This is a genomic window from Kribbella sp. NPDC003505 (genome assembly GCF_040610875.1).
In the GTDB taxonomy this organism is placed as follows: Bacteria; Actinomycetota; Actinomycetes; order Propionibacteriales; family Kribbellaceae; genus Kribbella.
Genome location: NZ_JBEXNA010000009.1, coordinates 155,738 through 170,921, shown reverse-complemented (window position 1 = coordinate 170,921; position 15,184 = coordinate 155,738). Strand labels below are relative to the sequence as shown.

Annotated in this window: 14 protein-coding genes; 13 read left to right on the top strand and 1 reads right to left on the bottom strand. The window is 69.3% G+C overall.

All coding sequences use genetic code 11. The features are described from left to right. Positions 1–77 precede the first annotated feature (77 nt). The 11 genes from ABZX12_RS28870 to ABZX12_RS28820 all read left to right on the top strand — a co-directional run bounded on the left by ABZX12_RS28870 (position 78) and on the right by ABZX12_RS28820 (position 11,022). Positions 78–833, top strand: a complete 756-nt coding sequence (locus tag ABZX12_RS28870) for a ferredoxin reductase (RefSeq protein ID WP_355698176.1) — start codon at positions 78–80, stop codon at positions 831–833. Beyond that, positions 830–1,066 (top strand): DUF6510 family protein, encoded by a 237-nt coding sequence (locus ABZX12_RS28865; protein WP_355698174.1) that lies wholly within the window; start codon positions 830–832, stop codon positions 1,064–1,066. Before ABZX12_RS28870 ends, ABZX12_RS28865 begins: the two co-directional genes overlap by 4 nt. A gap of 64 nt (positions 1,067–1,130) precedes the next feature. Continuing rightward, complete coding sequence (locus tag ABZX12_RS28860; RefSeq protein ID WP_355698172.1) at positions 1,131–3,860, top strand: AAA family ATPase; 2,730 nt, start codon at positions 1,131–1,133, stop codon at positions 3,858–3,860. A 77-nt stretch (positions 3,861–3,937) separates the two neighbouring features. Next, entirely contained in the window at positions 3,938–5,383 is a 1,446-nt protein-coding gene (locus ABZX12_RS28855) for an NAD(P)/FAD-dependent oxidoreductase (RefSeq protein ID WP_355698170.1), read from the top strand. 12 nt (positions 5,384–5,395) lie between these two features. Further along, complete coding sequence (locus ABZX12_RS28850) at positions 5,396–5,683, top strand: hypothetical protein (protein WP_355698168.1); 288 nt, start codon at positions 5,396–5,398, stop codon at positions 5,681–5,683. Between the two features lie 218 nt (positions 5,684–5,901). Continuing rightward, positions 5,902–6,759 carry a DUF427 domain-containing protein gene (locus tag ABZX12_RS28845; protein WP_355698166.1) on the top strand — a complete coding sequence of 286 codons (858 nt, stop codon included), beginning with the start codon at positions 5,902–5,904 and terminating at the stop codon, positions 6,757–6,759. 49 nt (positions 6,760–6,808) lie between these two features. Further along, entirely contained in the window at positions 6,809–7,048 is a 240-nt protein-coding gene (locus tag ABZX12_RS28840) for a 2Fe-2S iron-sulfur cluster-binding protein (RefSeq protein WP_355698164.1), read from the top strand. Next, positions 7,048–7,482 carry a VOC family protein gene (locus ABZX12_RS28835; RefSeq protein WP_355698163.1) on the top strand — a complete coding sequence of 145 codons (435 nt, stop codon included), beginning with the start codon at positions 7,048–7,050 and terminating at the stop codon, positions 7,480–7,482. Before ABZX12_RS28840 ends, ABZX12_RS28835 begins: the two co-directional genes overlap by 1 nt. A gap of 24 nt (positions 7,483–7,506) precedes the next feature. Beyond that, the gene (locus tag ABZX12_RS28830) at positions 7,507–7,797 is read left to right on the top strand and encodes a hypothetical protein (RefSeq protein ID WP_355698161.1); all 291 of its coding nucleotides are present in this window, start codon (positions 7,507–7,509) and stop codon (positions 7,795–7,797) included. Positions 7,798–7,931: 134 nt separating this feature from the next. Next, positions 7,932–9,746, top strand: a complete 1,815-nt coding sequence (locus ABZX12_RS28825) for a protein kinase (protein WP_355698159.1) — start codon at positions 7,932–7,934, stop codon at positions 9,744–9,746. A gap of 415 nt (positions 9,747–10,161) precedes the next feature. Further along, positions 10,162–11,022, top strand: coding sequence for a hypothetical protein (locus ABZX12_RS28820; RefSeq protein WP_355698158.1), 861 nt, complete (start codon positions 10,162–10,164; stop codon positions 11,020–11,022). On the opposite strand, the gene ABZX12_RS28815 is transcribed toward ABZX12_RS28820, so the two are convergent. Next, positions 11,016–11,348, bottom strand: a complete 333-nt coding sequence (locus ABZX12_RS28815) for a DUF6401 family natural product biosynthesis protein (RefSeq protein ID WP_355698156.1) — start codon at positions 11,346–11,348, stop codon at positions 11,016–11,018. The two genes, ABZX12_RS28820 and ABZX12_RS28815, sit on opposite strands and share 7 nt — an antisense overlap. A gap of 332 nt (positions 11,349–11,680) precedes the next feature. Here ABZX12_RS28815 and ABZX12_RS28810 point away from each other — a divergent pair, with 332 nt between their 5' ends. Both ABZX12_RS28810 and ABZX12_RS28805 read left to right on the top strand, forming a co-directional pair. Continuing rightward, positions 11,681–13,753 (top strand): multicopper oxidase, encoded by a 2,073-nt coding sequence (locus ABZX12_RS28810; RefSeq protein WP_355698154.1) that lies wholly within the window; start codon positions 11,681–11,683, stop codon positions 13,751–13,753. A gap of 298 nt (positions 13,754–14,051) precedes the next feature. Next, positions 14,052–15,182, top strand: a complete 1,131-nt coding sequence (locus tag ABZX12_RS28805; protein WP_355698152.1) for a VIT1/CCC1 transporter family protein — start codon at positions 14,052–14,054, stop codon at positions 15,180–15,182. The last annotated feature ends 2 nt before the right edge of the window (positions 15,183–15,184 follow it).

Below are 15,184 nucleotides of genomic sequence, written 5' to 3'. Positions count from 1 at the left end.
GGGCAGGACTGGGGAGTTCCCTGGGGCGAGGCGGTTGCGCTGGGTGATCGAATCGAACACCCCAACGACGGAGACTCGTGGAAAGAACAACGTTTCAGCGGCGACTGAGCTGGCAGACCGGGACCGTGGTCGAAGCGGTCCAGGAGACCGCACGTGCCCGCACGATCAAGCTCGCCGTCCCTGAGTGGACGACCCACCGCGCCGGGCAGCACGTGGACGTGCGGCTGACCGCCCCCGACGGGTATCGAGCCGAGCGGAGCTACTCGATCGCGTCGGCGCCCGAGGACGAGTACGTCGCGCTCACCGTCGAGCGAATCGAGAACGGCGAGGTCTCGCCGTATCTCGTCGACGAGCTGCGGGTGGGGGACGAACTCGAGCTCCGCGGCCCGGTCGGCGGGTACTTCGTGTGGGGCGACGAGTTCGGCGGACCGTTGTTTCTGGTGGCAGGCGGGTCGGGTCTCGTCCCGCTGCGGTCGATGCTGCGGCACCACCGCACGGCCGGCAGCCGCGTCCCGGTGCGGGTGCTGTGCTCGGCCCGGTGCCTGGACCTGCTGATCTACCGTGACGAGTTGATGGAGATCGCAGCGTACGACCTGTTCGACATCTCGGTCACGTTGACCCGGGAGCCGGCGAGCAGTTGGCGCGGGTACCGGCGGCGGATCGACGGCGAGCTGCTGACGGAGACTGGCTGGCCGGCCGCGGACCGGCCGCTGACCTACATCTGCGGACCGACCGGCTTCGTGGAGGCCGCGGCGAACGATTTGGTTGCGTTAGGCCACGATCCGCTCCGGATCCGGACCGAACGCTTCGGTGGAACGGAGGTGACACGATGACACCGCTGGACGGCAACGCGATCGCCGGCATGCTGCACGAGGCGTTCGGTCGTGACGTCAGCGCGGGCGGGTACTCCTGCCGGACCTGCGGCAGCTCGGGGTACGTCGCGGAGCTCGCGGTCTACGCGAACGGCCCGGGGACCGTCGGGCGGTGCCGGAACTGCGACGCGGTACTGCTGATGATCACCGAACGGCAGGGGTGGTACTGCATCGACTCGGGTGGGCTGTCCTGAGTCCGGTCGGTCCGGCTTGCGGTTGCTGGAATATCGCGGCAGGCGGCGACGTACACTCCGCAACGTGTTGCACGATCGCCGGGACGAGAGTCGGCTGCTGAGCGGCCTGCTCGATGCTGTCCGCGCCGGTCGCAGCCGCAGTCTCGTCGTGTGCGGGGAGGCCGGCGTCGGCAAGACCGCGTTGCTCGACCACTTCGTCGGCCAAGCGACCGACTGCCGGGTCGCGTCGGTGGGCGGCGTCGAGGCCGAACGGGAGCTGGCCTTCGCGGGCCTGCACCAGATCTGCCGGCCGTTCCTGGACCGGCTCGACGTCCTGCCGGAACCGCAGCGCAACGCACTGTCGACCGCCTTCGGGCTGCGGTCCGGGCCGCCGCCCGACCCGTTCCTGATCAGCCTGGGCACCTTGAGCCTGCTGGCCGAGGCGGCGACCAGACAGCCGCTGGTCTGCGTCGTCGACGACGCGCAGTGGTTCGACGCCGCGTCGCTGCAGGCGCTCACCTTCGCCGCCCGGCGCATGGTGGCCGAGCGGATCGCGATGGTGTTCGCGGCACGGGACTGTGCTGCGGCCAAGGACTTCGACGGCATCCCGGAGTTGGTGCTCGAAGGGCTCGCCGACGACGACGCGCGCGAACTGCTCCGCTCGGTGCTGCCCGGTCCCGCGGACGCGCAGGTGCTCGATCAGATCGTCGCGGAATCACGAGGGATCCCGCTCGCGCTGCTCGAGGCGCCGCGGACGCTCGGGCCGGCGCGGCTGGCCGGTGGATTCGGTCTGCCGGGGTCGCAGCTCGTGCCGCCTTCGGTCGAGGAGACCTACGTTCGCGCGCTGGACGATCTGCCCGCCGACTCCCGGCGGCTGCTGGTGATCGCGGCGGCGGAGCCACTCGGCGACCCGCTGCTGACGTGGCGCGCCGCCGAGACGGTCGGCATCGGTCTGTCGGCCGCCGGGCCGGCGGAGGCGTCCGGCCTGGTTGAGCTCGGGACGCGGTTCCGGTTCCGGCACTCGCTGGTTCGCTCGGCCGTCTACCGTTCGGCCGCACCGGACGAGCTCCGCCAGGCACACGCGGCGCTCGCATCGGTCACCGATCCGGACACCGATCCCGATCGGCGGGCCTGGCACCGCGCGCAGTCGGTGAACGGTCCGGACGAGGACGTCGCCGCCGAGCTCGAGGAGTCGGCCGCGCGGGCGCAGGGCCGCGGCGGCCTGATCGCCGCCGCCGCCTTCCTGTCGCGGGCGGCGGAGCTGAGCGGCGAGGCGGCGCGTCGTACGGAACGGGCGATCGCCGCCGCTCGGGCCTACCACCAGGCCGGGCATGCCGACGACGCGCTGCGGCTGCTGCCGGTCGCCGAGGCCGGCCGGCTCGACGACCGGACGCGGGCTGGGATCGACCTGCTCCGGGCGCAGATCGCGTTCACCGCCAACCGTGGCGCCGCCGCGCCCCCGCTCCTGCTACGGGCGGCACGGAACCTGGAGGCCATCGACCCGCGAACGGCGCGCGAGACGTACTTGGACGCGGTATTCGCGGCGATGTTCGCCGACGACTGCTCGTCCTCGAAGAGCCTGGGCGAGGTTGCCGCGGCGGCCCGGAGCGCGGTCCGGCCGAGCTCTCCGAGTGCGACCGACCTGCTGCTGGACGGCCTGGCGGTGCGTTTCACGGAGGGCTATGCGGCCGCGGTACCGCTGCTGACCGATGCGCTGGCGGCCTTCCGGGAGCTGGAGCTGACGACCGAGTCGATGCGGTGGTTCTGGCTCGCACATATTGTGGCCGGCAACCTCTGGAACGAGCAGACGCTCGACAACCAGCGCCACCTCGACATGGCGCGTGAACTCGGGGCGATGGCGACGCTGCCGCTGGCGCTCAGCGTCCGGATGGGTGCGCACGTGCTGACCGGTGAGCTTCAGCAGGCCGCTGGGCTACAGACCGAGCTCGACGCTGTGAACGAGGTCACCGGCTTGCCGATGGCTCCGTACGGTGCCTTGCTGCTGGCCGCCTGGCAAGGCCAGGAGCAACGCGCCCGCGCGTTGATCGTGCGGGCGGAGCTGGAGGCGAAGCGTCGCGGAGAGAGTTTCGGACTGATTTTGACCGGGATGGCCGCCGCGGTCCTGAACAACAGCCTGGGGCGGTACGACGAGGCGTTCACCGAGGCGGCGAAAGCGTCGCAGCGGCCGCCGGTCATGGGCGTGGAGCCGTGGGCCGTCCTGGCCGAGCTGACGGAAGCAGCAGTGCGGCTGGGGCGTCGTACCGAGGCCGAGGTGGCCTGCGAGCGGCTGGCCGAGACGACCCAGGCGACGCGGACGGCGTGGGGACTCGGCGTCGAAGCGAGATGCCGGGCGCTGCTGGCAGCCGACGACGACGCGGAGGCGCACTACCGCGCGGCGATCGAGCACCTCACGCAGACGCGGATCCACGGCGAGCTCGCCCGCAGTCACCTCCTGTACGGCGAGTGGCTCCGCCGGGCGGCCCGCGTGACCGAGGCGCGAGCGGAGCTGCGGACGGCGTACGAGCAGTTCGAGCGGATGGGGATGCAGGCGTTCGCGGAGCGATCAGCCGGCGAGTTGCGGGCGGCCGGTGACTCGGTGCCGACGAACCCGGGCCCGGAGACGCCGGACCTGCTGACCGCGCAGGAGGCGCAGATCGCCCGGCTGGTCGCGGACGGCCTGTCCAACGCGGAAATCGCCGCTCGGCTCTTCCTCAGCCCGCGAACGGTCGAATGGCACCTCGGCAAGGTGTTCGCGAAGCTGCAGTTGACGTCCCGCAGGCAGTTGCGGCATCAGCAGTTGCCTGGCTCGGGCTGAGCCCGGGCATCACCGGTGCCACACACCGGGGATCTGACGGACGCGGTACCGGGGTCGGCTGGCGCACAGTCGCTGTCGTGACCAGTACAGAGGAAACACAGGAGTTCGACGTCGTCGTGATCGGTGCCGGTCCGATCGGCCAGTCGCTGGCCGACCGGGCCCGGGCCGGCGGCCTGACGGTGGCTGTCGTCGAGCGTGAGCTCGTCGGCGGCGAGTGCTCGTACTGGGCCTGCATCCCGAGCAAGGCGATGCTGCGGCCGGTGGTCGCGATCGCCGAGGCGATGGAGGTCGACGGCGCGCGGGAGGCGGTGACAGGCTCGGTCGACGCCAAGGGCGTCTTCGGCCGCCGCGACCGGTACGTGACCGACTGGGACGACACCGGTCAGGCGAACTGGGTCGGCAGCATCGGCGCGACCCTGGTTCGCGGCCACGGCCGGCTCGACGGTCCGCGTCGGGTCGCGGTGACGACGGCCGACGACCGGGTCGTGGTGCTGATGGCACGACAGGCGGTAGCGATCTGCACGGGCAGTGTCGCCGCGGCGCCGGACCTCCCAGGCATCGCCGAAGCGCGGCCCTGGACGAACCGGCATGCGACCGACAGCAGCGTGGTACCGGACCGGCTGGTGGTCGTGGGCGGCGGCCCGGTCGGCGTCGAGATGGCGACCGCCTGGCACGGGCTGGGCGCGGAAGTCACCCTGATCGCCCGCGAGCACCGGCTGCTGACGCAGATGGAGCCCTTCGCGGGCGAGTTGGTGGCCGAAGGGCTGACCGCCGAGGGCGTGACGGTGCGGACGGCGTCGATCGTCGAGTCGTTGCGTCGCCCCGTCGAGAGCGGGCCGGTGACGGTCGTGCTCGACGACGGAGGCACGGTCGAGGCCGACGAGGTGCTGTTCGCGATCGGGCGGATCCCGTTGACCGGCGACATCGGTCTGGACACGGTCGGGCTGCCGTCCGGGACCTGGCTCGACGTCGACGACACGTGCCGGGTCCGCGGTGTCGACGACGGTTGGCTGTACGCGCTCGGCGACGTGAACCACCGGGCGCTGCTCACCCACCAGGGCAAGTACCAGGCGCGGATCGCCGGCCAGGCGATCGTCGACCAGGCCGCCGACCGGCCGCTCGAGCTGACCGGCTGGGGGCCCCACGTCACCACCGCCGACGCTGCCGCCGTACCGCAGGTGGTCTTCACCACCCCCGAAGCGGCATCCGTCGGACGGACCGCGGCCAGGGCCGCGGCGGACGGGTTCCGGACCCGCGTGGTCGACGTCGAGATCGGTGACGTCGTGGTCGGCGCGAAGCTGTACGCCGACGGGTACCGCGGCCGCGCCCGGATGGTCGTGGACGAGGACACACGGACCCTGCTCGGCGTCACGTTCGTCGGCCCGGGGGTGACCGAGCTCCTCCACTCGGCGACGGTGGCGGTCGCGGGTCAGGTCACGATCGACCGGTTGTGGCACGCGGTTCCATCGTTCCCGACCATCAGCGAGGTCTGGTTGCGCCTCCTCGAGGCGTACCGAGGCTGAAGGAGCGCGGGCATGATCGACTGGGAACAGGTGACGCCGGCCGAGGTCGAGCGGGCGATGGACGAGTACGACCGGCTCGGTGCCGAGCCCTTCTTCGCCGAGCACGGCTACGCGCCCACGACGACGTACGAACTGGTCCGCGACGGGCGGACGTACCCGCCGAAAGCGATCCTCGGGACGGCGTTCGAGTTCGCGACCGGACACCGGCTGGCGTCCGCCGACTTCGAGGGCGGCAAGGCAGGTGCGGTGAAGGTGCTCGGACAGCTGGGCTTCACTGTGCAGCGCAAGAGGGAGCGGTGATGGAGCCGTCGAGCAACGGACAGGTTGTCGGCCTCGCGGACATAGCGCGGGCGGCAGGTTCTGCTCGTTCTGGCCGCCGTCGTACCGGGCGACCTACGACCTGCGGTGGATCGTCGAGGACGGGACCGCGGTCGGGCTGACGTTCGTCGACCAGGCCCGGGGATCGCGCTTCGACGGGCGGTACGAGCGCTAGCAGGTGATCTGAGAGGAGTAGTGCGATGGGGCTGGCGTGGCAGCAGGGGCCGTTGGCTGGTGGAGCGGTCGGAAGGTTTCTGGTTCCGGTGGAGCTGCCGGAGCGGTTGTTGTACGCGGAGCCGTCGCGGCGGCGGATGCGGGTGCGGTTCGGTGACAGCTGGATCGCGGACAGCGAGGACGTGGTACTGCTGCACGAGCCGGGGCGGTATCCGGTGGCGTACTTCCCGCTCGAGGACGTGGTGCCCGACGTGCTGACGACGGAAGACCGGACGACGAAGCACAAGGATCTCGGTACTACGACGTGGTTCACGGTGACGGCCGGTGATGCGCAGAAGACCCGTGCGGCGTGGCAGCACACGGACCTCCCGAACCACGCCGGCGACTTGAAAGGGCGGGTTGCGTTCGCCTGGCGGGCGATGGACGCGTTCTACGAAGAGGACGAGCGCATCGTCGGGCACGCGGCCGACCCGTACCACCGCATCGACATCCGGCGGACCAGCCGGCATCTGGTGGTCCGCGACGGAAACCGGGTCGTCGCGGACTCGTCCCGCCCGATGGTGCTGTACGAGTCCGGCTTCGCGCCGCGCTGGTACGTACCGCGCGAAGACGTCGACGACACCGCCCTGACCGCGGTCGAGGGCCAGACCTTCTGTCCGTACAAGGGTCTGTGCAGTTACTACGACATCGGGGCCGCGCACCGGGCGGCCTGGTCCTACGAGGACGCCTGGACCGAGGTACGGCGGATCTCCGGGCTGGTGTCGTTCGAGCCGGACAAGGTCGAGGTGGAACTGGACGGCACGCGGCTGCGATTGGAGCCCGGTCAAGGAGTGGTCTCCCACGGTATTGATCGTGACCTCTCGGTGGAGGAGTTGTCCGGATGAGTGAAGCGACTGTGGTGTCGGTGAACGTCGGTCTGCCGAAGGACGTCGAGTGGAACGGGAAGATCGGCGGCGCCGAGCTGGAGGTCACCCAGCCGCGGGTGACCTGCTACCGGGGACTGAGGCATGTGACGTACCCACCCGCTGGAGCTGCCGCACGGGCGTTTGCCACAACTGCATCACGCCACTGTTGTCGGATGAGCTCACGTACTCGCCCCTCGAACCACCACCGGACGGCCAGGTCCTGATCTGCAGCTTCCGTCCGGGCACCGACCTCGTTCTGGACATGTGATGGACTACTCGATCCAAGTACTCACGATCCCCGTCAGCGATGTGGACGCGTCGCTGGCCTTCTACAAGTCGCTGGGCTTCGCCGTCGACGTCGACTACCACCCGCGCGACGGGTTCCGTGTCGTGCAGGTGACGCCACCGGGATCGGCCTGCTCGATCCAGTTCGGCGAAGGGCTGACGGACGCGTCGCCGGGGTGTTCGCGGTCGAACTATCTCGTGGTCCGCGACCTCGAGGCGGCGCATGCGGATCTCGTGGCCCGAGGCATCAAGGTCGGTGACGTCCGGCACAAGGCACCGGTCGAGACCTGGGCCGGCGACTTCGCACCGGGAGTCGATCCTCAGCGCCGGCCGTACGCAAGCCTGGCCGACTTCGCCGACCCGGACGGCAACACCTGGATCCTCCAGGAGATCAGGGCCACTGAGCACGCGATGTGAACCGCAACCTTCGAAAGGCGACTGATGACGATTCAGACACCACCCGATCCGGGCGCGGCCGACCTGGCGAAGCAGCTGCCGGCGGCGATCATGAGGTACCTGCGCCAGGCCGATCCCCAGCGCAAGGCGAATGCCCACGACCTGTTGTCGGCGTTCGCGGCCGACGCGACGGTGATCGACGACGACGGCACCACCTACACCGGCCACGACGAGATCCACCGGTGGCGGGAGAGCGAGACCAGCGAATACACCTACACGGTCGAGGTCGGCCACGTCGAGAAGTTCGATGACGCCCATTACGTCGGCGCTGGATAGGGATCGGCCGGGTGTTGGGTGGGGCCGGCTGGGAACCGGGGGTGGGAAGAGTTCGACGCCCTCGGATCGGAGTTGCCCGTGATGTTCTGCCCCGTGTGCTCGTGTAGTGCGGGCGCAGCGATCGGGGGCTGACGATGTCCTCCGAGCACCGCCTGTTGGCTGGGCGCTACCGTTTGCTTGATCAGCTCGGGCGCGGCGGCATGGGGATCGTGTGGCGGGCGCGGGATGAGCTCCTCGGCCGGCCGGTTGCAGTGAAAGAAGTCGTTGTTCCGCCGGAGCTGCCCGAAGACGATCGGGACGTACTTCGCCGGAGGACCTTCCGCGAGGCCCGGTCAGCGGCCCGGTTGACGCATCCAAATGTCGTCATGATGTACGACGTGGTCGAGGAGGACGGCCGGCCATGGCTCGTGATGGAGCTGGTGCCGTCACGCACGCTCGGGCAGGTGATTCACGAGCGCGGGCGGCTGTCGTGGCGGGAGGTGGCCGGCATCGGCCTCGAGGTACTGGCCGCTCTGCAGGCCGCGCGCTCGGCCGGCGTGCTGCATCGAGACGTGAAGCCGAGCAATGTGCTGCTGGCGGACGACGGACGGGTGGTGCTCACCGATTTCGGTATTGCCAACCTGGAGGGTGACGCATCGCTGACTCGTTCTGGCGCGCTGGTCGGTTCGCCCGCGTTCATCGCTCCTGAACGGGTCCAAGCGCGCGGCGCGGTACCGGAGTCGGATCTGTGGTCGTTAGGTGCCACTCTGTACACCGCCGTGGAGGGACGCTCACCGTTCGACCGGGGCTCCGCCTTGCCGACGCTGGCCGCCGCCGTCGCCGAGCCGCCCGACCCGGCTCACCATGCGGGACCGCTGTGGCCGGTTATCGAAGGCCTGTTGAGCAAGGATCCGGCCGCGCGGATGACGGCGGCCGAGGCGACCCGTCTGCTGCGCCTGGCGGTGTGGACGCCAGACGTCGCTGATCGATCAGCTGCGCCACGTCTCGAGTCCCCGCCAGCTGGTGCTCAGCGGACGTGGGAGGACCCTGACCGGGACAGCGGTCAGCGAACCCGCCTGCTGCCCATCGCGGCGTTCACGCCGGAGTCCGATCCGCCGACGCCATCGGGGCGTTCCCCACTCGCTGCAGGCGGCGATTCCAGTACAGGTGGGAACGATGGCGACCGGCCTCCTTCGGGCGCCGCGGCTCTCGCAGGACCGCCGAATCGGATTGTGCGAACAGTCCTCCCTGCTGCTGTGGCGTGCCTCTTGGTGCTGACGGCTGTGGCGGGGTGGGCGATGATGAGACAGACCGCTGACCCCTCGGAGGGCCGGTCGGCACCGGCCGCGCAGCCGACTCAGGCCAGCCAAGCGTCGCGCAGTACATCGACCGCCCAACGCCCACCGAGCGCCTCACCGACCGCGAAGGGCACCCGAACCGCGACGCCGACAGGTGCCACACGGGCGCCGACGGCAACTCGTACGCCATCCGTCACTCGGTCCCCTTCGACACAGCAGTCCACCCCGGTCGCGGCCGTGCCTGCCGGGTTCGAACGTCACCGTGACCCGACCGGATTTTCCGTCGCGGTACCCGAGGGGTGGAGGTCCGAACGAGACAGCGGCCAGGTGTACTTCCGCGAGGCTTCCGGCTCGGGCCTGCTGATTGTCGACCAGACGGATCGACCGAAGGCCGATCCCGTTGCCGACTGGGGCCATCAGGAGGCTGCACGTCGCAGCGGCTATGCCGATTACCGCCGGATTCGGATCGAAGCAGTCGACTACTTCGACAAGGCGGCGGACTGGGAATTCACCTACGCCGCACGGTCCGGGCGTCAGCACGTCCTGATTCGTGGTGTCGTCACCAGCGCGAAGAAGGCGTACGGAATCTACTGGTCCACACCCGCCGACCAGTGGCAGGAGAACCTGCCGGTCTTGCGAACCATCTTCGAGACCTTCCAACCCGCCTCGTAATGGGTTAGCCCTCGACCACGCCGTGCGAACAACAACAGGCCGGCAGTCCCTGGCTTCCATCTGCGCGAGTGCTTTGACGGAGGCCCCGCGTGGGGGTCTCGATGCCGCATCGGGCGACACGAGTAGCAGGGCCTCCGCGATCAAGGGGCAGTGCCCGATCCATCCAAAGGTGTGAGTCACGTCAGGTACCCGGCTCCCAAACCCGGCAGCATCCTGACTGACATTGCGGGGTTCCGAATGCACCGCTGTTTCAGCCGGATTTGCTCACCCCCGACACCGCCGCGGTTGCGCGCGGCCTGCACGCGATTTCGGGGCGATTGTTTCAGGTTCGCGGGGGTACCGGATTGCGCACAGATTGAGATTGCCCGCGATCGGCTGGGGAGATCAGCCGGGCTGGTCGAAGGGACACAAACCCATGGATCTCACCAAGTCCTGGAATGACGCGGTCGGAGCGATCATCACGTTCCTGCCCAAGTTCGCGATCTTCTTGGTCATCCTCCTGGTCGGGTGGCTGATCGCCAAAGCGCTGCGCAAGCTCGTCGACGTCGTACTGAGCCGCGTGGGCTTCGACCGAGCAGTCGAACGCGGCGGGGTCGGCCGCGCGCTGGAGCGGTCGAAGTACGACGCGAGCGGGCTGATCGCGGCATTGGTGTACTACGCGGTGTTGCTGATCGCGTTGCAGTTCGCGTTCGGCGTGTTCGGGCCGAACCCCGTCAGCGATCTGCTCGCGACCATCGTCCGCTGGCTGCCGAGGGCAGTCGTCGCGATTGTGATCGTCGTCGTCGCGGCTGCGATCGCCAACGCACTGCGTGACCTGGTCGGCAGTGCGCTCAGCGGGCTGAGCTGGGGCCAACTGGTGGCGCGGATCGTTCAGGTCTTCGTGATTGCGTTGGGCATCATCGCTGCCCTGAATCAGATGGGCATCGCCACCGCGGTCACCACTCCGGTCCTGATTGCGGTCCTCGCGACCGTCGGCGGCGTGATCGTGGTCGGCATGGGCGGCGGGCTGGTTCGGCCGATGCAGCAGCGCTGGGAGCGCTGGCTGGATCGCGCCGAGCGTGACCTGCCCCGGGCGCGCGCCCGTGAAGAGGCCTACCAGCGCGGGCGCGAAGACGCTGAACGCGACGCTTGGGCGACGCCGGCGAGCGGTCGCGAGTCGGCCGCGCCGTACGGAGCGTACGGTGCGGAGGGTACGGCGGACCGTCTGCGTCAGGGGCACCTGCCCGAGGAACCCGGTTCCTCGACTGGATCTGCCCGGGACGACGGGACTTACTGAACCGTCGTCGTCACATCTCCTGCACTTGCGGTGACGAGAGAACACGCCGCCGCAAGTCGCAGGCCGACCCAGTCGGTGCTGAGGTCGGCGCCGGGCCGCCAACCCCGACCGAAAGCGCCGTCCTCGACACCTTGGGCATACCCGGCCAGCTCAACCGGTCCGATCCGGCCCGGGCTGATGGCGAGAATGTCGCGGACCGCCGCAGCGTGCTGGTCGATCGCGGCCTGAACGGCCGGCGTGACGACCATCCTGCTGAGGACGAGCCGGGACAGCGCACCCAGTTCGCGCCGCGCGGAAGCTTCCAACCATCTGCCCAGCCACATCATGGCGAACAAGAGTAGGACCGGCCCTCGTCGCGGTGATCCCACGGGTGGGATGAACGACACGGCGTGATCGACCGCTGACGACGTGCTGCGCACCCACTTCTGCACCGGCCGTTCCCACCATGGGCGTCCGCGGGCAAAAGTGGTCAGTGATCCGGACACGCCACGTCAGGAGCTGAGCGGATTCTGTTACGGCCCCGGGCCGTTTCGTTATGTCGCCTCCGAGCTCATACTGAGCTGTAGGGAGTGCGGTTCCGGCCTTGCGCCGGCGCCGCAGGGGAGGGCTGTTTTTGGGGGTGAGTGCGATGGAGGCTCGCACGCGTTCGGCTTCGTCGTTGACTCGGCGTACGTTCATCAAGGCGGCGGGTGGCACCGCGGTCGGCTTCGCGCTGTACACGTACCTGCCCGGGGGAGGAGTCCGCGCGATGGCGGAGATCCCGGGCGGCACGCTCGGCCCGGGCGATGTTCCCAAGTTCCAGACCGCCCTGTTGATTCCACCGGTGATGCCGCGGGCCGGCATCCTGACCATGCCGGGCGGCAAGCCCGCGGACTACTACGAGATCTCGATGCGGCAGATCTCCCAGCAGATCCTGCCGGCGCCGTTGCCGAGCACCACCGTCTGGGGGTACGGCGCGGTCAAGACCGCGAGCAGTCGTGGCCTGCTGATCCATCATGCGCCGTCGCTGACGATCGAGGCGAGCGTGAACCGGCCGGTGCGGGTGAAGTGGATCAACGACCTCGTCGATGCTGCCGGCAACTTCCTGCCGCATCTGCTGCCGGTCGATCCGACGCTGCATTGGGCGAACCCGCCGGGCGGTGTCGCGGACCGGGACAGCCGGCCGGACTTCACCGGTCAGCCGACGCCAGGCAGGTACACAGGCCCGGTTCCGATGGTCACGCATGTGCATGGTGCGGTCGGGGTGGCCGACGACAGCGACGGGTACGCCGAGGCGTGGTACCTGCCCGCCGCGGCCGACGTCGGGGACTTCGCGCAGACCGGCACCTGGTACGACTTCTTCGCCGGCAAGGCGAAGGCGAGCTACGGAGTCACCTGGGGCCCGGGTTTCGCGACCTTCCAGTACCCGAACCTGAACCGGGCCTCGACGATCTGGTACCACGACCACACGCTCGGCATGACGAGACTGAACGTGTACGCCGGACCGGCCGGGTTCTTCATCCTTCGCGGTGGTCCGGCCGGCGACAAGACGGTGCTGGACAGCCGGACCGGTACGGTCGCGGTGCTTCCGGGGCCGGCGCCGATCGAGGGCGACAAGTTCCCGCCCAACAAGACCTACTACGAAATCCCGATCGCGATCCAGGATCGCGCGTTCAACACCGACGGCTCGCTGTTCTATCCAGACACTCGCAGGTTCTTCGACGAACTGGCCGACCCGTACATCCCCGACGGTCCCTTCTCACCGATCTGGAACCCCGAGTTCTTCGGCAACATGATCATGGTCAACGGCAACACCTGGCCGTTCCAGACCGTCGAGAAGCGGCGCTACCGGTTCCGGTTCCTCAACGGCTGTCAGTCGCGGTTCCTGATCCTCGACTTCAGTCGCATTCCCGGTGCAGAGGTGTGGGCCATCGGCAACGAGGGCGGTTTCCTCGCCGCGCCGGTGAACCTGACCGCGACCAACAACAGCCGGCTGTTGATGGCTCTGGCCGAGCGTGCCGACCTGATCGTTGACTTCACCAACGTTCCGGCCGGCAACTACCTGCTCGGCAACGTCGGGCCCGACGAACCGTACGGCGGCGGTCTCCCCGGGGCCGAGTTCCAGCCCGCCGATCCGGACTCGACCGGGCAGATCCTGCAGTTCCGGGTCGTGCCGGCGGTCGCACCCGACCCCACGACGCCGCCCCGGTTCCTCCGGCTACCGTCCAGCACGCCGCTGCCGACGGCCACCGTCACGCGGCAACTGGCGCTGATCGAGGAGGCCGACGTCGGCCTGAACGAGGTCGAGGAGGAGGTCGAAGGACCCGTCGAGGCACTCCTCGGAATCGTCCAGAGCGGCTTCACGGTGAAGAAGCTGTGGATGGATGACGTGACCGAGAACCCGGCCGTCGGCTCGACCGAGATCTGGGAAATCTACAACACCACCGCCGACGCACATCCCATGCACATCCACGAAGTCGCCTTCGAGGTCGTGAACCGCCAAGACATCCTGTCCGACGACGACACCGGCGCCGTCCAGATCGCTCCAGGATCCGTACCACTCCCGCCGGAATCCTGGGAAACCGGTGTGAAGGACACCGTTACCGCGCTGCCCGGTCAGGTGACCAGGCTGCGGCTCCGATTCAGCACCCCCGGGCAGTTCGTCTGGCACTGCCACATCGTCGAGCACGAGGACAACGAGATGATGCGGCCCTACCGCATCGGCCCGCCCCAGCCCGGCCAACCAGCCTGAAGGGTGAACGGAGTGCCCCGGTGTGAATCGGGGCACCCGTCCCGTGTGCGGCCTTGGGTGGCAAGGCCAGATCACACGATGGGGGGATTTCAGCGTACGCCCTCGTCCGAGCTGCTGTCCCCTGCTCAGAACCTCGGACATGACGTCTACCGCGAACTCTTGGCCAGCTCGTTCGTGCATTTCCGGACCATCGCCGCGAGGACGCAGGCATCGCGCTCCCCGCGTCGTGTGCGTATGTCAGCCGACCTAGTCTGATCCTGGCAGTGGTGCAGCGGCATCGTGAAGGGACTGAGTGGCCATGTCTGAACCTCGGCTCACGAAGGCCGACGTCCGGCGCTACCGTGCAATGCTTGCGGCCGAGCGGGACGCGGCTGCGCTCTACCAGGCGTTGGCGGCGGTCGAGAGTGGGACGCGGCGGGACGCGTTCACCGAGTTGGCCGCCATCGAGGAGCGGCATGCCGCGCACTGGGAGGCGAAGCTTCGCGAGGCGGGTGCCGAGGTGCCGGCGGCCGGTCGGCCCGGGCTGCGTACCCGACTGCTGGGCTGGCTGTCGCGCCGGGTCGGTGCCGGGCCGCTGTTGCCGTACGTCGAGCGGATGGAGCGTGCCGATGCGAACAAGTACGACGCCGACCCGCAGGCCGCGGAGGGGATGGCCGCTGAGGAACGCCGCCATGGACGACGCATCGCGCGGATGCGCTCGGGAGGTGCGGGCACGCCGACAGAACAGATCGCGCAGCGTGAGCGATGGCACCGTGGCGATCGGTCCGGTGGTCTGCGTGCTGCCGTGTTCGGCGTCAGCGACGGGTTGGTGTCCAACGCCGCGTTGGTGATGGGTTTCGCCGGCTCAGGGGCAGGGCGGTCGACGGTGCTGCTGGCCGGCGTTGCCGGTCTGCTCGCCGGGGCGTTCTCGATGGCTGCGGGAGAGTACGTCTCGATGTCCAGCCAGCGGGAGATGTTCGAGCGTGAGATCAGCTTGGAGGCGGCCGAACTCGACGAGAATCCTGAGGAGGAGCGGCTCGAGTTGGCGCTGCTGTACGAGGCGAAGGGCATTCCGAAGGACGAGGCCGCCCGCTTGGCCGACCAACTGATGGCCGACCCGCCTGCGGCCCTGGACTCGTTGGTCCGTGAGGAGCTCGGTCTGGATCCCGACGCGCTCGGCAGTCCCTGGACGGCCGCGGCCTCGAGCATGATCGCGTTCGCGGCCGGTGCGTTCGTCGTGGTTCTGCCGTACCTGATCGGCGGCGGAACGGCGGCGTTCGTCGCGGCGCTGGTCGCCGCGCTCGTCGCCATGTTCGCCGTCGGCGCCGGCATCGGCGTGCTCAACGGCCGCGCAGCCCTCCGTTCGGGCCTCCGCCAGCTTGTCGTCGGTGCACTGGCCGTTGCTGTGACGTACGGCGTCGGCAGCCTGATCGGTACGACGGTCTCGTAACG